General features: G+C 36.6%; 18 protein-coding genes. 11 read left to right on the forward strand and 7 right to left on the reverse strand.

The genetic code is table 11. From position 1 onward, the window contains the following. Nucleotide 1 precedes the first annotated feature (1 nt). From infB to truB, 3 genes are all read left to right on the forward strand, one after another. Nucleotides 2–2,593 carry a translation initiation factor IF-2 gene (gene infB, locus TYM08_RS04430; protein ID WP_422381759.1) on the forward strand — a complete coding sequence of 864 codons (2,592 nt, stop codon included), beginning with the start codon at nucleotides 2–4 and terminating at the stop codon, nucleotides 2,591–2,593. A gap of 83 nt (nucleotides 2,594–2,676) precedes the next feature. Next, the gene (gene rbfA, locus TYM08_RS04435; RefSeq protein ID WP_422381760.1) at nucleotides 2,677–3,093 is read left to right on the forward strand and encodes a 30S ribosome-binding factor RbfA; all 417 of its coding nucleotides are present in this window, start codon (nucleotides 2,677–2,679) and stop codon (nucleotides 3,091–3,093) included. Further along, nucleotides 3,093–4,046: a tRNA pseudouridine(55) synthase TruB gene (gene truB / locus TYM08_RS04440; RefSeq protein WP_422381761.1), complete on the forward strand. Its 954-nt coding sequence runs from the start codon at nucleotides 3,093–3,095 to the stop codon at nucleotides 4,044–4,046. Before rbfA ends, truB begins: the two co-directional genes overlap by 1 nt. Before the next feature lie 31 nt (nucleotides 4,047–4,077). On the opposite strand, the gene TYM08_RS04445 is transcribed toward truB, so the two are convergent. Together TYM08_RS04445 and TYM08_RS04450 are read right to left on the reverse strand one after the other, a co-directional pair. Continuing rightward, on the reverse strand, nucleotides 4,078–6,114 hold the full coding sequence (locus TYM08_RS04445; RefSeq protein ID WP_422381762.1) for an EAL domain-containing protein: 2,037 nt from the start codon (nucleotides 6,112–6,114) through the stop codon (nucleotides 4,078–4,080). Between the two features lie 182 nt (nucleotides 6,115–6,296). Further along, a complete protein-coding gene (locus TYM08_RS04450) occupies nucleotides 6,297–7,553 on the reverse strand; it encodes an MATE family efflux transporter (RefSeq protein WP_422381763.1) in 1,257 nt (418 codons plus the stop codon). A gap of 67 nt (nucleotides 7,554–7,620) precedes the next feature. Here TYM08_RS04450 and TYM08_RS04455 point away from each other — a divergent pair, with 67 nt between their 5' ends. After that, nucleotides 7,621–8,259: an SCO family protein gene (locus tag TYM08_RS04455; RefSeq protein WP_422381764.1), complete on the forward strand. Its 639-nt coding sequence runs from the start codon at nucleotides 7,621–7,623 to the stop codon at nucleotides 8,257–8,259. Here TYM08_RS04455 and TYM08_RS04460 read toward each other — a convergent pair. Both TYM08_RS04460 and yihA read right to left on the reverse strand, forming a co-directional pair. Beyond that, nucleotides 8,225–8,830, reverse strand: a complete 606-nt coding sequence (locus TYM08_RS04460) for an outer membrane beta-barrel protein (RefSeq protein ID WP_422381765.1) — start codon at nucleotides 8,828–8,830, stop codon at nucleotides 8,225–8,227. The genes TYM08_RS04455 and TYM08_RS04460 overlap by 35 nt on opposite strands. Nucleotides 8,831–8,846: 16 nt before the next feature. Then, the gene (gene yihA, locus TYM08_RS04465) at nucleotides 8,847–9,482 is read right to left on the reverse strand and encodes a ribosome biogenesis GTP-binding protein YihA/YsxC (protein WP_422381766.1); all 636 of its coding nucleotides are present in this window, start codon (nucleotides 9,480–9,482) and stop codon (nucleotides 8,847–8,849) included. A 224-nt stretch (nucleotides 9,483–9,706) separates the two neighbouring features. Between yihA and TYM08_RS04470 the strand changes: the two genes are divergently transcribed. The 7 genes from TYM08_RS04470 (at nucleotide 9,707) to phoR (ending at nucleotide 15,364) form a co-directional block, all read left to right on the forward strand. Further along, nucleotides 9,707–10,333, forward strand: coding sequence for a c-type cytochrome (locus tag TYM08_RS04470; protein WP_422381767.1), 627 nt, complete (start codon nucleotides 9,707–9,709; stop codon nucleotides 10,331–10,333). 119 nt (nucleotides 10,334–10,452) lie between these two features. Continuing rightward, complete coding sequence (locus TYM08_RS04475) at nucleotides 10,453–11,094, forward strand: thiol:disulfide interchange protein DsbA/DsbL (protein ID WP_422381768.1); 642 nt, start codon at nucleotides 10,453–10,455, stop codon at nucleotides 11,092–11,094. A 61-nt stretch (nucleotides 11,095–11,155) separates the two neighbouring features. After that, a complete protein-coding gene (locus TYM08_RS04480; protein ID WP_422381769.1) occupies nucleotides 11,156–11,818 on the forward strand; it encodes a thiol:disulfide interchange protein DsbA/DsbL in 663 nt (220 codons plus the stop codon). After that, complete coding sequence (locus TYM08_RS04485; RefSeq protein ID WP_422381770.1) at nucleotides 11,802–12,353, forward strand: chorismate--pyruvate lyase family protein; 552 nt, start codon at nucleotides 11,802–11,804, stop codon at nucleotides 12,351–12,353. Before TYM08_RS04480 ends, TYM08_RS04485 begins: the two co-directional genes overlap by 17 nt. Nucleotides 12,354–12,367: 14 nt before the next feature. Then, nucleotides 12,368–13,228, forward strand: coding sequence for a 4-hydroxybenzoate octaprenyltransferase (ubiA, locus tag TYM08_RS04490; protein WP_422381771.1), 861 nt, complete (start codon nucleotides 12,368–12,370; stop codon nucleotides 13,226–13,228). A gap of 94 nt (nucleotides 13,229–13,322) precedes the next feature. Continuing rightward, nucleotides 13,323–14,018, forward strand: coding sequence for a phosphate regulon transcriptional regulator PhoB (gene phoB / locus TYM08_RS04495; RefSeq protein ID WP_422381772.1), 696 nt, complete (start codon nucleotides 13,323–13,325; stop codon nucleotides 14,016–14,018). Nucleotides 14,019–14,065: 47 nt separating this feature from the next. After that, entirely contained in the window at nucleotides 14,066–15,364 is a 1,299-nt protein-coding gene (gene phoR / locus TYM08_RS04500; protein WP_422381773.1) for a phosphate regulon sensor histidine kinase PhoR, read from the forward strand. 6 nt (nucleotides 15,365–15,370) lie between these two features. Here the strand turns inward: phoR and TYM08_RS04505 are convergent, their stop codons facing one another. The 3 genes from TYM08_RS04505 to TYM08_RS04515 all read right to left on the reverse strand — a co-directional run bounded on the left by TYM08_RS04505 (nucleotide 15,371) and on the right by TYM08_RS04515 (nucleotide 17,190). After that, on the reverse strand, nucleotides 15,371–15,514 hold the full coding sequence (locus TYM08_RS04505; protein WP_422381774.1) for a hypothetical protein: 144 nt from the start codon (nucleotides 15,512–15,514) through the stop codon (nucleotides 15,371–15,373). 1 nt (nucleotide 15,515) lies between these two features. Further along, nucleotides 15,516–16,412, reverse strand: coding sequence for a response regulator (locus TYM08_RS04510; RefSeq protein ID WP_422381775.1), 897 nt, complete (start codon nucleotides 16,410–16,412; stop codon nucleotides 15,516–15,518). A 76-nt stretch (nucleotides 16,413–16,488) separates the two neighbouring features. Continuing rightward, nucleotides 16,489–17,190, reverse strand: a complete 702-nt coding sequence (locus TYM08_RS04515) for a ComF family protein (RefSeq protein ID WP_422381776.1) — start codon at nucleotides 17,188–17,190, stop codon at nucleotides 16,489–16,491. Nucleotides 17,191–17,200: the final 10 nt, after the last annotated feature.

The raw sequence follows: 17,200 nt of genomic DNA on the forward strand, positions 1-17,200 counted from the left end.
CGTGGCAGAAGTAACCGTAAAAAAACTCGCCGAAGATGTGGGTACACCTGTAGAACAATTATTGTCTCAAATGCAGGAAAGTGGTTTACCACATAAAAAAGACAGCGATGCCGTCACCGAAGAGCAGAAGAAAACATTATTGGCTCATTTGAAAAAAAGTCATGGTGGTGCTGATGCACCTGCTGAGAAAAAAGTAACGTTAACGCGTAAAAAAACTGAAACATTAAAAGCGGGTAAAAAAGCTGTAAATGTTGAAGTGCGTAAAAAACGTACCTATGTAAAACCTGCTCAAACAGAGCCTGAAGCTGTAGTTGAAAAAGCAGCTGAAGCACCTGTTGAGAAAAAAGCTGAAAAAGCCGTTGAAGCGCCAGTAAGTGCTGTTGATAAACGTCGTCAAGAAGATGATAAATTAGATCAAGCGCGTTTACGTGAATCTCAAGCAAAAGCTGAGAAAGAAGCGAAAGTTGCAAAAGACAACGCACCTGCTGAAGAAAAAGCTCAAGCGCCTAAAGCAAAAGAAGCAGAAAATAAGTCTGATAAACCAAAGGCTAAACCTGAATCTAATGATGCTAAGCCTGTGGTTAATGCACCAAATGCAGACAAACCTGAGCATAAGAAAAAAGTAAACAAGGTAAAACCTGTTGCTTCAGCTGATAAAGAATCAGAACAGAAAAAAGCACGTAATACCACAAACCGTCCGCAACAGAAGAAAAAAGGCAACCGCCATCAACAGATTATGGATGTTGTTGGAGATGATGAAGGTACGCTACGTCGTGGTCGTCGTCGTAAGTCTAAAGCAAGTCGCGAACATCAGTTTGAAAAACCAACGGCTCCAGTCATTAAAGAAGTTGGAATCGGCGAAGCAATTACGTTAACAGACCTAGCGTCACAGCTAAGTATGAAGACGGTAGAGCTTGTTAAAGAATTATTCAAAATGGGTGAAGTGGCTAACCAAAATACTGTGTTAGACCAGGATACTGCCATTTTATTAATTGAAGAAATGGGCCATAAATTTAAACTTGTTAACGAAAATGAAATCGAAGACAAGGCAATGGATATTGAATACGCAGGTGAGCAAATTACTCGTGCTCCTGTTGTAACGGTTATGGGTCACGTGGACCATGGTAAAACATCGTTACTTGATTATATTCGTCGCACTCGTGTCACCGCAGGCGAGTCAGGTGGTATTACTCAACATATTGGTGCTTACCACGTTGAAACCGATCACGGTATGATCACGTTCCTTGATACACCAGGTCACGCCGCGTTTACCGCAATGCGTTCTCGTGGTGCGAAAGCAACCGATATCGTGATTTTGATTGTTGCAGCAGATGATGGCGTTATGCCACAAACTGAAGAAGCGATTCAGCATGCGCAAGCCGCTGGTGTTCCGATGGTTGTTGCTATCAACAAAATGGACAAAGAAGGCGCAGACCCAGAACGTGTGAAAGGCGAATTAGCGGCTAAAGGCGTTTCTCCAGAAGATTGGGGTGGTGAATATCCTTTCGTACCTGTATCTGCACATTCTGGTGAAGGCATTGATGAATTACTTGAGCAAGTATTATTACAGTCTGAAGTTTTAGAATTAAAAGCTTACCCAACCGGTCCAGCTAAAGGTGTGGTGATTGAGTCCCGTGTTGATAAAGGACGCGGTTCAGTTTCTACATTGTTAGTGCAATCTGGTCAGTTAAATAAAGGCGATATCGTATTAGCTGGTGAAACTTACGGTCGTGTTCGTGCGATCTTAGATGAAAATGGCGCACCAGCAACGGTTAGTGGTCCATCAATTCCTGTCGAAATCCTAGGTTTAGATGGTACACCTGATGCAGGTGATGAGTTCATCGTCGTTGAATCTGAGCGTAAAGCTCGTGAAGTGGCCGCGTTCCGTCGTGAAAAACATCGTGTTGCTGAAGCGGCTCGTTTAAAAGCATCGAAACTAGACAACTTGTTTGCCAATATGGAAGCGGGTGAAGTTTCAAGCTTGAACATCATCGTTAAGACCGATGTTCGTGGTTCTCTAGAAGCGCTACAAGGTTCATTAATGAAAATCGGCAACGATGAAGTTAAAGTGAATATTGTGGCAAGCGGTGTGGGTGCGATCTCTGAGTCAGACGCTAACTTAGCCATGACATCAAATGCTGTGATCTTTGGTTTTAACGTTCGTGCAACCAACCAAGCACGTGAATTGATTGAAGCCAATAGTGTCGATATGCGTTATTACAGTGTTATTTATGACATTCTAGATGATGTAACATCAGCACTTAACGGTATGCTTAAGCCTGAGTTACGTGAGAATATTTTAGGTTACGCAGAAGTTCGCGATATCTTCAACTCACCTAAGTTTGGTTTGATTGCTGGATCGATTGTAACGGAAGGTACGGTTTACAAGAGCAAGCGAATCCGTGTACTACGTGAAGACGTTGTAATTTACGAAGGTGAATTAGAGTCGCTACGTCGTTTCAAAGATGATGTTGAAAACGTTCGTCAAGGTACTGAATGTGGTATCGGCGTTAAAGATTATCGTGACGTGAAAGTCGGCGATAAAATCGAAGTATTTGAAGTTAATGAGTTTGCTCGTACATTAGAGAGCTAAACACTACTTCCCTAAAAAGGCCTTGCCCCTAAACTGTAAAGTGAAGGTGTGAGGCTTTTTTGCATTTTAAGAGGTGCCGAATCATGGCAAAAGAATACGCAAGAACCGATCGGGTTGCCGATCAAATCCAAAAAGACGTCGCTAATATTATCCAGCGTGAAGTGAAAGACCCTCGCATTGGAATGGTAACGATTAATCAAGTAACCATCAGTAAAGATTTATCTTATGCTGAACTTTATTTTACCTGTTTGCCATTTGGTAGCCAGGCAGATGTTGATGAATTGTCTTATCGTAAAGATTGCACAAAAGTGTTAAACAACGCTTCGAGTTTTTTACGTACTCAATTAGGTAAAGGTTTAAAACTTCGCATCGTTCCTGAATTACGTTTTCATTATGATGAAGTCATTGAGCGAGCCACTCACGTGACGAATTTGATTTCTCAAGCTGTCACACAAGATGCGCAAAATATTCAAGATGACGAAACAGACGAAGAAGTGTAATGGGCAGACAGCGTAGAAACCGAAGAGATATTGATGGTGTGATGTTAGTAAATAAACCTACTGGCTTCACGTCTAATCAAGTTTTACAGAAAATAAAATGGATGTTTCACGCAAATAAAGCAGGTCATACCGGCGCGCTTGATCCTTTGGCAACTGGAGTATTACCGATTTGTTTGGGTGAAAGTACCAAGTTTTCACAGTTTTTATTAGACAGTGATAAAGGCTATATTACCACCGCAAAGCTTGGTATTCGCACAGCAAGTTGTGACAGTGACTCAGAAGTGACCGAAACCAAACCCGTTCCACAATTAAACGAAGACGACATTAAGCAGTTAATTGCAGATAACTTAATGGGAGAGATCACGCAGGTTCCACCGATATACAGTGCACTTAAAGTAAATGGTGTGCCGATGTATAAACTTGCTCGTCAAGGGGTGGAAATTGAAGTGAAATCTCGAAAAACCCGAATCGACAAATGTGAAATTTTAGCGATTCGTGAAGACGAAATTGACTTAGAAGTACACTGTGCCAAAGGCACATATATACGCTCAGTTGTTGATGAATTAGGTCAGTTAATTGGTTGTGGCGCACATGTCAGTATGTTGCATCGAATCAAACACGGTCATTACGATATCAATCAATGTATTACTCTTGATGAACTGGCAGAAATAAAAGAAAAAAATGGTGAGACATATGAATTGTTAGATCCATTATTGCAGCGAGCGGATTCACCCGTATTGGGTTTAGATGCAATTGTATTAAATGCACAGGAATGTAAAACTATTTTATCAGGTCAATTTGTATCTCAAGATAAACCATTAGGATTTTATCGCTTAATTGATGAAAACACTCAGCGCTTTTTGGGCTTAGGTGAAATCACAGAAAAACACGGCTTAAAGCCGCATCGAATTATTCGTGACCCTCAAGTATTTTGTGAATCAAAATCAGCGTGAGTTAATTTACAAACTTTTTAAAAATCTTGCACTATTCTTCATCAGGCGAGGCGATCTCGCTTGATAAAGAATATCCTTGGAACCCATCAATAAACAAATTTGTACAAATCTCATAAATCTCATTGCTTTCTATATGCGAGGCGATCACATTAATGCCGATTCCATGGCAAATATCAGTAGTAGATTGCACAAAAAATTGTGTGTCATTACTTTGAATATCCTGAATAAAACTGCCATCCAATTTTACATAATCAATATCTAAATCTTTAATATATTTAAATGAGACGAAGCTTGAGCCAAATCGATCAATGGTTATTTTGTAATGTAATTGTTTAATTGCATTGATGAATTTTTTACTTTGTTTGGGCGTATTCAATACACAAGATTCATTAATTTCAAATACTAAATTAGGCAGGCCATTTTTTAAATGTAATAAAAAGTTGATTAACCACTCAGTAAAATTTGAATCTGCAATGGCGCTGTTACTGATATTAATTCCATATTCTATTTCTTGATTATTATCACGATTTTGATTTAACAAGTTTCTTAATGTATAAGTAATGATAGTGCGTTCCAAAGTTTGAGCGATATTTAAGCGTTCTGCTGCAGCAAATACCTCGGAAGTATTTAATGGTTGTCCACTATCTATAAAACGCACAAAACTTTCATTGTATAAAACAGTATGTTCTTTTGAATAAATAGGCTGAATACTTAAATTAATAAATGCAGTTAATACATGAGTGCGGTGTAAAAATTCTGAAATACTGTACGTGAATATTTTAGAATTAGATCGATTTAAATCTAATATTTCAGCTGACTGTTCATAATTTTTTAAAATACCCTGCCATTGAGTTTTGGTTTTTGAACTACTGATAAATTCATGTTTTGCATTTTCATGGGATTGAAGAATGAGCTTTTGATTTAAACTGTTGTCAGCGTGACATAATACATTTGAAAATGTCATGTCTGGTAAAACTTCAAGGGTAATAAATGAGGCAAACCCATCTTTATGCATTTTTTTAGTTTTTGCAGTAAATAAAGTAGTAAGCTGTATAGTGATTAAATGATGATCAATGGTTTGATTACTTAAACTCAATAAAAATTCAGAACCAGATAATCGAAATAAGCGAAAATCGGTCATTTCTATTAATGTATTTTTAATGCTATTGGCCACATCTTGTACATATAAATCTCCGTCACCATAACCTTGATTGTCATTGATGTCTTTTAAAGAGGGTAATGATATTAAAAAGATCCATAGTGCGTCATTGTCAGTGTTTTTACTTTGTTGGTGCTGTTCAAAAAAGTTTTGAGCCGCTCGTCTATTTGGTAAATTCGTCAAACTATCAACAAAAGCTTGTTTAATTAATTTTTCATTACTTTGAGTGTGCTCTTCGAAGCTGCGTTTAATATTCTTACTCATTTGATTAAAGGCATGGCCTAGGGTTTTAAATTCTAATGTAAATCCGGGGATGTTATTTTGATTGTATTGTTTTTTAGAAATTCCAATCGCTTGTTTTTCTAGGGCTGATAAAGAATCTGTGATCGTTTGAATTAAGCGCCAAATGACGATTAAAACTATCAGTGCCAAAAGCAGTGTGGTTGCGAGGGTGCGAGTAAAATATTGCCATAAAGTTGTATTAAATTCGGTGGAATGAATTTGAACTTGCAATGCATAACTTAAGTTGTCGACTTTGATTATTAAATTATATATGGGAGTGTCAATTCTAAAAAATCTAAAAATACCCGAATCAGTTAAATTATTGGCAGGAGCGTATTCAAAAATCAATTGATCGGTATTGTCTTTAAGTGTGAGTAACGATAGCGGGTGAGTGGATACAAAAGTATCCAATATATCCATGATTGCGGAATAATTTTGATTACCTAAATCAGTAGTAATCAATTCACTTAACATGTTACTTGTATTCTCGGTTTTAAGTGTAATGGGTAAATCTAAATAATCTTTCATGGTATGGCTGTGATTAATAATAGACGTAACAAAAGCGTAAATAACAATAAAGCCACTAAGTGCGTAAAGTTGAGTGGAGAGTTTTAAGCCATTTTTCATGTTATCCCCATTGTTTAAAATAAATAAAAACCCGTTGGTAGAACCCGCTGGTAGAGTTATCGGCTTGGATTTTAAATTCTTTAACAATATATAAAATTATCGTATGAGAGATGGGAAATAGTGATTAGGGAATCTTAAATATCGAAGTAATAGATAGTGATAGGATCATGTTTTTAGGATTATTACGATTCGAATACTTTATTTTTTAAGCGATTTTTTTCTTGTAAAAAATAAATCCACATCACCAAACTTCGGTAAAACATAAATAAATTTAAGCAGAACCATAATTGATGGTTTGTTAAATTAAACCCGAATGTCCACGGGAAAAAACCACACAACGCTGCTATTAACACGCTGTTTCTCATCCAACTGCTTTTTTGCCAACCTAAAAATACTCCGTCTAACCAATAACTGGTACAGCTGGTTAAGCATAATAAACCGATCCATGGTAGGTATTGATAGGCTTGTTCAAGTATCATTGTTTGATTAGACATAAAACCTAAATAGAGTTTTCCTATTGATAAAATTAAAACAAGAAATGCGAAAACAAAGCAACACATCAAAACAAATGTTGATATTAATATGGATGATTGCTGCTTAGGATGATTGGCTATTTGTACCTGTGCGGAACTTGCTGATGCATCCAATACCGAAGAAATTAAAACAACAATGGTGAGTAATAATGCATTGGATGCAGCAGTGGTTTCATTTATTGATGCACCTTTTAAATTAAAAATTAAAAAGACACTTAATAAAATCCCAGAGCGTAATAAAAGGGTGCCACCAAAATCAAAGACCTGTTTGTTTTTAATCCAAATAGTTGGATCTAGTGAATAATTAGAGGCGTTGTTTTTAATTGAAAACAAAATGAAGATTAAAACAAAACAAGCTGTGATAAATTGTGCAATGACACTAGCAAGCGCAACTCCGTCAATATTCATATTTAAAACAAATACAAAATACACATCTAATATTGCATTAATTGTGCTACTGATGATTAAAACATAAAGTGCTATTTTGGGTCTTTTAATACCCGTAAACCATGCAATGGCTGCTTGAATAAATAATAAAGGTACAATTCCAAAGGACATAATTTTTAAATATGTGCTTACAAATGTTTTTAAATTATTAGAAACCTGTATTAAATTTAATAAAGGATCCAATCCAATTTGAATCGCAATAAATAAAATAATTGCAGTGCATACAGAAATAAAACTGTATTGGTATAAACGATTGCAAACTAAATGGAAGTCTTGTTGGGCATTTGCAGTGGCTGTAAATGTTGAACAGCTTAAACTGATGCAATTAAATCCCCATAAAATATAGGCAAATAAACCGGTGCTAATACTCAGAGCAGCTAAAAAAGCAGGATTAGACAAATGACCTAATATAGATGCATCAATCATAGCCAATGCAGGGGTTGCTAAATTAGCTAGCATAATAGGCCAAGCCAAAACCCAACTTTTATTGATATACTTTAAATACTTAAAATGTTGAGATGCGCTCATGCAAAAAATGATTCCAATGATTTCTATTCTATTAGGTGTGTTATTTACTTTATCAGTGTATGTCTGGAATCATACCAAGCAAAGTAAAAATGCAGCGGCATTTGAAAATATTCATTTGTTTAATCATGCACAAACAATTCCTGAGTTTGAATTGATTGATGAAAATAATCAAACAGTGACAAATGAATGGTTAAATGGAAAGTGGACAATTATCAATTTAGGTTACACCTTTTGCCCAGATATTTGTCCCACTAATTTAGCCGATACAAGTATCATGATGCGCATACTTGCTGAACAATCAATTGATGCTCAATTTATTCAATCGTGGTTTGTCACCATCGACCCACAGCGTGATTCAATTGCTGTTATTAAGCAATACACTCAAGCATTCCACGCGGATTTATTAGGAATAACAGGGGTAGAGACTGATATAAATGAGTTTGCAGCTCGATTTGGGTTTTCGTATCAAGTTCAAAAACAGCAAGAAAATAATGATTATTATTTAGTTGCCCATTCGGACATGATGATTTTGATTAACCCCAAAGGGCAATATGCTGGATATATATTGCCACCTTATGATTCTCAAAACATGGCGTTCGTACTTAGTAAGTTGATCGAGGGTGCAGGTTTAAACTAAAAACAAGACCATGAGAGGACAGTCTTAAATCTTCATTAGAGGTTTCTGATTGAATATCTGCATAGATATAATCCAAGCCAATGGTCCAAAACATATCCACCTCATAACCAATGCCAAATGTAGTGGCATTACCTGCGTGTCTACTTGTTGAAACTTTGGGAATTGAGGAAAGTTCTGAAACTGAATGATATCCATAACCGACCCCAGATTGAAAATACCAGCTTGGTTGGTTGGACTTACCATAAAAGCGAATGATAGGGCCGACATATGCTAATTGCATTAGCAGTGGTTCAGGTGAGGCCACGTCATCTAATTGACTTTGAAAAACAACATTATGGATAGATAAAAAAGTGCTGAATCGATTTGTCCACCCGTAACCTAAATCAATATTATAGGCGTATCCAGCATTTTGCTTTGTGGTGTCATATTGATTGTTTTGCAATGAATTATGTACAGAAAAGCTACCACCAACGCCTGCTGACCATTGAAATCCGTCGTGTTTGTATGCCAATGAAAATGAACTAACAACTAATAAACTAATTAATGATCCAGTTTTAAGCAAGCGTGTCATGGTTATTCCTCAATGGTTATTCCTCAGTGATATTTTCCTGTTCTGGATCAATTGCTTCAATATTTAAATTATGATCTAAAAATTTTCGTAATTCTTTAACGCCATCGTGATTTAAGCTTGAGAATGTTTGCACACTAACAAAATCATACTGTTTAAACTGTTGACGAATCTTCAATAAAGTAGATTGAGCTGGGCCGCGTTTTAATTTATCAGACTTAGTTAACACTATTCTTAATGCAAGTTCACTGCTGATTGCCCATTGAATCATTTCCATGTCGTGTTCTTTTAAAGGGTGGCGTATATCCATCAAAATAACCAAACCTACTAATGATCGGCGTTTTTCTAGGTATTCAGCAAGATGTTTGTTCCACTCATCTTTAACACTCTTAGCAACTTTAGCAAAACCATAACCAGGTAAATCCACCAGAAAACGGTGTTCTATACCAAAGTCAAAGTAGTTCATTAACTGAGTACGACCTGGAGTCTTACTGGTTCGAGCCAATTTTTTTTGACCAGTTAATGTGTTTAATGCACTGGACTTGCCCGCATTGGATCGTCCTGCAAATGCTACCTCGCGGCCAATATCCGCAGGACATTGTTTAACCAGTTGTGCACTTTTAAAGAACTGACAATTTTCGTAAGGGTAACCCATGTAATTATTTCCAATCAAAAAACTGGCTATTATAGACCTAAGCACATAATTTAGGCATCTATTTCTCAATGCACCTACTAAAAGGTATTGCAACTTATTTGTATACCCGTATCATGCGCGTTTTTATAATAGTTAGGTTGCGAATATATATAGAGGTTTTCTATGTGTTTCAAAATACCTATACTACAATTTGATTGATTACTTAAACCCTCTGGACTAAAACGATGAAAAAAACACTATTGGGATTATTAACGCTAGTTGCGTCATTTAATACATTTGCTCAAACTGCCGAAGAATTTTTCAGTGTGAATTGCGTGGCTTGCCATGGCGAAAAGGGAAAAGGACAAAGTGATTTGCTAACTGTTCCAAAACTTGCTGGCCAAAATGAAAAATACCTGATCAAACAAATTAACGATTTTAAATCAGGCGATCGCGTAAACGCGCTTATGGCTGCTCCTATCACCGCTTTACCAGATAATATGGTTGAAGAAGTGGCAAAATACTTATCTATGCAAACAAAAACCATCGGTAACGCAGATCCCGCTTTAGTTGAATTAGGTCAATCATTATATAGAGCAGGTAATTCTGAAACCGGAGTTCCTGCATGTACAGCATGTCATTCTCCAACAGGTAGTGGTAATGCTCCTGGTGGCATTCCAAGTCTATCAGGTCAACACGCAGATTATATTGAGTCACAATTAAAAGCGTACCGTTTAGGTTACCGTGATGAAATTCCATCTGATTCAGTTCGTGTTAATGATGGTGAAACTAAGATTATGCGTACCATTGCATTTAAATTAAAAGATTTTGAAATTGAAGCATTGTCTAGTTACATTAACGGCCTGCATTAATCTTAAATATTGAATAATGATAAAAGCGATCAATTGGTCGCTTTTTTTTGCATTTTTTTTGAAACTTAATTCACTTAAGATACACTAAGCTGAGTTTATCCAACTTAATGAGAGTAAATATGAAAAGAATAATTCAATTAGTTTCGGCATTCGCCATAATGACTTTTTTAAGCACGACAGCAATCTCTGCAGATAAAGAATATGTAGAAGGTAAAAACTACCGCCTTTTGAAAAAACCTATTCCTACTTTTTTGAAAGAAGGACAAGTAGGTGTGATCTGGGAAGTATTCTCATATAGCTGCGGCCATTGTTTTAATTTTGAGCCATATGTGAAATCTTGGTTAAAAACAAAGCCTGAAAATGTGGTGTTTGAACATGTTCCTGTATATTGGAATAACCCATTTTTTGCTACTCAAGCGAAAGCATTTTATGCCGCTAAATTTTTAAAAGCACCAGCTGAGTCTCATGATGCTATTTTTAACACAATTCATACAGCCAAAAAACAAGTGGGATCATTAAAAGATTTCGCAAATATATATGCAAATTACGGTGTGGATTCCGATAAATTCATGGCGATGGCTGAATCTTTTGCGGTTCAATCGCGCACTGCATTTGCTGAATCTGTATCACGCGACGGTGAAGTAGAAGGGACACCTAATATCATCGTAAATGGTAAATATTTGATTACAGGTGAAATGGCCGGCACAAACCAAGAAATGCTTAATATCGCACTATATCTTGTTGAAAAAGATGCAAAATAAGAATTAACATTTGATTATAAAAACTCATCATTTATGATGGGTTTTTTTTTGGATAATTATTATGAATATTTATATTAAAACTGTATTTTTTGCCATAGTTACTTTTATGACTATTTCTTCATGTTCAGATAAATCTAATGACGTAGCGGCTGATAGCCCTTTACTATTTGTTGAAGGCACGCATTGGTCTGTATTAAATGAGCCCTTGGAATACAAATTAAAAAAAGGCGAAATTGGCGTAATTTGGGAGGTGTTTTCTTATAGCTGCTCTCATTGTAATGCGTTTGAACCTTTTATAAAGCAATGGCGTAAATCCGCCCCTGAAGAAATTGCATTTGAGCCAGTGCCAGTAATGTGGAATGCAAAATTCAATACTCAAGCAACGGCGTTTTATACCGCACAATTATTGAATGTACCTGAGCAAGCACATGGCAAATTGTTTGATGCCATTCATATAACACGTGCAAAAATAGGATCACTTGAAGATTTTGCCCAGTTTTATTCTAACTTTGGTATTAGTGAAGATCGTTTTATTTCAACAAGTAAATCATTTGCGGTTAAATCGATGGTAGACAATGCACAAAAAATTTCGACTCAAGTTGATGCCACCCCAACATTAATTGTGAATGGTAAATACTTAATCACCACTAAAATGGTTCCTAATCGCCAAACTATTCTAGAAGTGGCTCAATACCTAGTTGAGCGCGATGCAGCAAATAAATGAATCAAACTGGCCTAAAAAATTAACGCATTTTGAAGGTAATTTTAAGTCTATTGCTCAATCACATACCAAGCCCAATGCAATATTGCGTGCTTGGTTGCTCAATCAATCCAGCCTAACTACAAAACTTCAGAATCACTTTGGTGATTTTCAAGTTGAAGTGGTCAGTGAATGTTGGATTAACAACAGCCAAGCCAAGCAATTTTTTAGACAGGCATTGAAAAATAAACAATTCAAGATTGATCGTTTGTGGTGTCGAAAAGTCAATTTGAAATGTAATGGAAACATAGTGGTAAGAGCGCATACCCTCGTGCCATTGCAAACATTTCATAATCAAACACGTCGAATTGGAAAATTACAAAATAAATCCTTGGGTCACTTTCTTTTTACTCACAAGCATATTCAAAGACAACCAATTACGATATTAAATGTTGAAAAATCGCATTGGGCAAGGCAGTCTATTTTTAACATTTATGGTTACCCGTTATTAGTAACAGAATTTTTTGAACCTGATTTTTTAAATAAAAACCAAAAATAAAAAGATTAAATAAAATGATGACATCCACTACTTTTTTCGCTCTTGTACGGTTAACTCGCTTAAATAAACCCATTGGAATTTTACTTTTACTTTGGCCAACGCTATGGGCGTTATGGATAGCCGCTGATGGTTTACCGCCATTATCAACGTTATTTATATTTGTATCGGGCGTTGTGATAATGCGAAGCGCAGGTTGCATCATTAATGATTTTGCGGATCGTAAAATAGATGGAAAAGTGGGTCGAACCAAACTGCGCCCTTTAGTAACTGGAGAAATTTCTAGTAAAGTTGCGCTGCAAACATTTTGTATTATGATTCTTGTCGCTTTTTTATTGGTGTTGTTTACTAATCCATTTACCATAGGTATGAGTGTTGTAGCGGTAGGATTAGCTTCACTTTATCCCTTTATGAAACGTTATACGTTTTATCCACAGGTTGTATTGGGTGCTGCATTTTCTTGGGCAATTGTGATGTCTTTTACAGCTTTGGAACAATCACTTGATAGTAAGGTTTGGCTTTTATACACAGCAAATCTATTATGGACGGTAGCTTATGACACTCAATATGCCATGGTCGATCGAGATGATGATTTAAAAGCAGGGGTTAAATCCACTGCGATTCTTTTTGGAGATATGGATAACGTTGCCATTATTGGGTTGCAAGTTTTGTCAATTATTACGTTTTTATTACTCGGCGGTCACATAGAGGCAGGTTGGTTTTATTATTTGGGTGTGTTGGCTATGGCTGGATGTTTTATTTATCAAGCATGGTTAACCAAAGACAGAATAAAACAGCAGTGTTTTAATGCATTTTTGCATAATTTTTGGGCTGGGATGTGTATATTTATCGGTATCTTTATCGATAAACTGACATGATACTGTCATTAAAATTACTTCGTACTGTCACAAAACTGTAATATAAACAGGTTCTAATACGCCACTTTAAACCATCAGATATCGAGTAAATAACATGTCTCAACGCTCAATCTTAATTGTGGATGATGAAGTCGCTATTCGTGAGATGATTGCTTCAGCATTAGAAATGGCAGGATATAACACGTTAGAAGCAGGGGATGCATCAACAGCGCATGGACTTATTATTGATAAACAACCTGATTTAATATTATTAGATTGGATGATGCCAAATATCTCAGGCATTGAATTGGCGCGTCGATTAAAACGAGATGATTTAACAAAAAATATTCCAATTATTATGCTGACAGCAAAAGCCGATGAAGATAATAAAATTTTAGGTTTGGAAGCAGGAGCTGACGATTATATTACCAAGCCTTTTTCACCGCGAGAATTGGTTGCACGATTAAAAGCGGTATTACGTCGAACCATTGATGAAGATGAGTCCACGCCTATTGAATTTCATGGTTTAATATTGGATCCACATTCTCACCGTGTCAGTGTACAAGAACACGAATTAGAAATGGGCCCCACAGAATTTAGATTACTGCACTTTTTTATGAGCCACTGTGAGCGTGCTTATTCACGTTCACAATTATTAGATCAAGTTTGGGGTGGTAATGTTTATGTGGATGAGCGCACTGTTGATGTTCATATAAGGCGCTTGCGAAAAGCTATTGGTGAGCCGCATCAAAATATGATTCAAACTGTTCGTGGAACGGGCTATCGTTTCTCCTCTAAAATCGCTATTTAACGGCGGCTTTTGTCTGTTAAAATCGCACTTTTTAAGCTGTATTGAGTATGATTCACAATGTTAAAGGCCGACTGGCTTCTAGAACTGTTTTACTAATAATTGCATCTTGGGTATTCGGCTGGTTTTTCGATGCCCCTTATTTATGTCTATTTTTGACTCTTATCTCTTTGCTTACTTATCATGTATATCATTTATTAGAATTAGTAAAATGGTTGGCAAGTGGCAGTAAAACGTTGCCACCAGATAGTTTTGGCACCTGGGGGCAAATTTATGATCACCTACAAGTTAAACAATTAGCCCATTCTAAAGATATTGGTCGATACAAACGCATATTAAAACGAGTACAAGGATCTACAGAAGCGTTAGCCGATGCGGTAGTTATTATTAATAAAGACAATCAATTATTGTGGTGGAATCCAGCTGCCCAAGCTTTATTAAACCTCAAGCGTAAAGTGGACAGTGGTCAATTAATTACCAATTTAATTCGTGAGCCTAGATTTCATCTATTTTTAAATGATCAACAGCCAGGCAGTGCATTGTTAATTCAAACTGTGCATAACCCACCTAAACATATCCAAATTACTAAAACAATATATGGTAATGACGAGCGATTATTGTTGTTACGTGACATTTCGAAAATGAAGCAATTAGAAAAAACTCGACGTGATTTTATTTCCAACGCGTCACATGAATTGCGCACTCCGCTTACCGTTTTAAAAGGGTATTTAGAAACCTTTGATGATTACAAAGAGGATTTGCCAATCACATTTCACAAACCCCTAGTTCAAATGCAAAATCAAACGAATCGCATGGAGAATTTAGTTCGAGATTTATTAGCCTTATCAAAATTAGAAGAACAAAATACAGAGTTAAGGCAGTCCCAAATTGATGTGTCAGATATCATGGTTGAGATCATACAAGATGCACGTGTTTTAAGTGGTGAAAAAAATCAAGAAATTACTTTTAAAGCAAATAGCGAACTGTGCATTCGTGGAGATCAATCTTTAATAACCAGTGCTATTTCGAATTTAGTTTTTAATGCCATTCGTTACAGTAATGAAAAAACAACAATCTTCATTACATGGAATGAAAATGGAACACTTGAAGTAAAAGATCAGGGCATTGGCATTCAATCTCGACACATTGATCGCTTAACTGAGCGTTTTTATAGAATTGATGAGTCAAGAAGTTCGGACAGTGGCGGCACTGGATTGGGGTTAGCGATAGTGAAACACATAATGTTAAATCACCAAGGGAAGTTAAAAATTCAATCAATATACGAAGAAGGCTCCACCTTTAGTTTAGAATTTCCAAAAGACCGATTAGTATCTAAGCTTGATGAATGATACGTTTTAACAACCAATCATTATGCTGTATTGTGATTGGTTTTGTGTGCAGCTAGGCAGTATTTTTTGAGCATGAGTGGTGACATTAATAGCAATTATTAGTGTTAACAGACTTAAGCTGATTACGGCTAAATTTCTGATTTTGTTCATATTACCTTCTTACGCTTGCTATATATTTAGTGAGCATCATCATTTTGTCTTCATCATCATCCACATAATTGAGTTTAACTAATAATTGATTACTTTGAGTTGTGCCAATTACCTGAACTAAATGCACGTAGGTGTTGATTCGAGCGACGTTTTCAATGCCTTCACCTATTTGAATGTCAATGACAACTTGTTCAAGTATTTGAGGTTTGATGGTGTCGGCATCTACTTCAAGTAGAACCTGTTGTAAATTAATGTCTCTAATGTTAACCGTTGCTTGAGTTGATGCTGTTCGAATGGTTGTAGTTGCAATGGGTTTTTTATCGACAATCACAGATGATTTTGGTTTGTTTTTTTCAACTAATTGATTGGATGCACTGTTGCTATTTAATAGGTTTGAGCTTTGATTGGTGGATGTGGATTGTTTAGGGGCAGCGCTAGCTAATAATGGATTCACCGCTTCTTCTAATAAGGCAGGGTCGCCAGACGTTTTTCGCCCAGCAGGTGGCTTGGCTTTAGCACCTAAAGCTTTAATGACTTTGGTTAATAGCTGCTCCGCTGAAAAAGGTTTGCCGATATAATCAGTTACTCCAGATTTTACAGCTTCAACTACGTTTTCTTTGTCCCCACGACTAGTAACCATAATAAAGGCTGTTTTAGGGCGGTTCTTTTCAATTTCAAATGGACGCAACCAGGTTAGCAGTTCAATACCACTTAGCTCCGGCATTTCCCAGTCACATAAAATTAAATCGTATTTGTTTTTTTGTAAAAGAATTTGGGCTTTTCGTCCGTTAATGGCTTCATCGACTTTTGCGTGAGGAATATGCTGGCGCAAGCTGCGTTTAACCAAGTCTCTAATAAAACTAGCGTCATCTACGATTAATATTGAAAGTTGAGCCATCAGGTGCCCCATAAAAAAGAATTCTTAATTAACTATAGACCAACAACAGGCTTGCAACTTTTTAGGAGTGAATAAATCAGTGGGCAACAGCGCGAGCCAATGTCCAAATACTGATGCGTTTTGCGCCTTTTTTACGCAACACTTTACTTAGCTCATTTACTGTTGCGCCAGTTGTTAAAATATCATCCACAATGGCCACATGTTCAGGCACCTGTGAGTGACATTGAAACGCGCCTTTTAATAGTTTGGCGCGTTGTTTTTTGCTGTGTTGAGCCAAAGTCGGTGTGGATTTTACTCGATTAATCCAATCAAAAATAGGTGTATGTAAGTGTTTACTAATGTGTTGGGCCAGTATTTGTGATTGGTTGAACCCTCGTTGATGGTGCCTAGATTCATGAGACGGCACATACACAATCGCATCGGGTTTAACGGTTATGCGTTGAATCAACGGCTCGCACAAAGTAGGTAACGCGTAAAAATCCCCAGAATATTTGATTTGTTTAACGAGATTTTTTACCTCGCCTTCATACAAAAAAGGCGCCAAAGCATCATCAAAATAAAACGCCTGACTCACGCAAATTTTGCATAATTCGCCCATTTCACTTGGGTGCGCACAGTGCGGGCAAGCGTAAATATTAAAATCCAGCGTTTCATAGCAATGTGTACAAATAGATTCTTTGCTTGGAATGTGACAAAGCTGGCAAGCTTGCTCAACAAATAGCCATTGGTAAACTTTATTTAAGGCAAAGTTTGACTCCTGCGGTGCACCAATTATCATACGGCTTCCT

The organism is Marinicellulosiphila megalodicopiae, from assembly GCF_045862395.1.
Lineage (GTDB): Bacteria > Pseudomonadota > Gammaproteobacteria > Pseudomonadales > Natronospirillaceae > Marinicellulosiphila > Marinicellulosiphila megalodicopiae.

Coding starts and splice junctions, on each gene's coding strand:
- phoB (WP_422381772.1), top strand. CDS start 13,323: ATGTCTCAACGCTCAATCTTAATTGTGGATGATGAAGTCGCTATTCGT.
- TYM08_RS04445 (WP_422381762.1), bottom strand. CDS start 6,114: ATGAAAAATGGCTTAAAACTCTCCACTCAACTTTACGCACTTAGTGGC.
- TYM08_RS04485 (WP_422381770.1), top strand. CDS start 11,802: ATGCAGCAAATAAATGAATCAAACTGGCCTAAAAAATTAACGCATTTT.
- yihA (WP_422381766.1), bottom strand. CDS start 9,482: ATGGGTTACCCTTACGAAAATTGTCAGTTCTTTAAAAGTGCACAACTG.
- TYM08_RS04450 (WP_422381763.1), bottom strand. CDS start 7,553: ATGCTAGCTAATTTAGCAACCCCTGCATTGGCTATGATTGATGCATCT.
- TYM08_RS04510 (WP_422381775.1), bottom strand. CDS start 16,412: ATGGCTCAACTTTCAATATTAATCGTAGATGACGCTAGTTTTATTAGA.
- TYM08_RS04480 (WP_422381769.1), top strand. CDS start 11,156: ATGAATATTTATATTAAAACTGTATTTTTTGCCATAGTTACTTTTATG.
- phoR (WP_422381773.1), top strand. CDS start 14,066: ATGATTCACAATGTTAAAGGCCGACTGGCTTCTAGAACTGTTTTACTA.
- rbfA (WP_422381760.1), top strand. CDS start 2,677: ATGGCAAAAGAATACGCAAGAACCGATCGGGTTGCCGATCAAATCCAA.
- ubiA (WP_422381771.1), top strand. CDS start 12,368: ATGATGACATCCACTACTTTTTTCGCTCTTGTACGGTTAACTCGCTTA.
- TYM08_RS04460 (WP_422381765.1), bottom strand. CDS start 8,830: ATGACACGCTTGCTTAAAACTGGATCATTAATTAGTTTATTAGTTGTT.
- TYM08_RS04470 (WP_422381767.1), top strand. CDS start 9,707: ATGAAAAAAACACTATTGGGATTATTAACGCTAGTTGCGTCATTTAAT.
- TYM08_RS04505 (WP_422381774.1), bottom strand. CDS start 15,514: ATGAACAAAATCAGAAATTTAGCCGTAATCAGCTTAAGTCTGTTAACA.
- TYM08_RS04455 (WP_422381764.1), top strand. CDS start 7,621: ATGCAAAAAATGATTCCAATGATTTCTATTCTATTAGGTGTGTTATTT.
- truB (WP_422381761.1), top strand. CDS start 3,093: ATGGGCAGACAGCGTAGAAACCGAAGAGATATTGATGGTGTGATGTTA.
- TYM08_RS04515 (WP_422381776.1), bottom strand. CDS start 17,190: ATGATAATTGGTGCACCGCAGGAGTCAAACTTTGCCTTAAATAAAGTT.
- TYM08_RS04475 (WP_422381768.1), top strand. CDS start 10,453: ATGAAAAGAATAATTCAATTAGTTTCGGCATTCGCCATAATGACTTTT.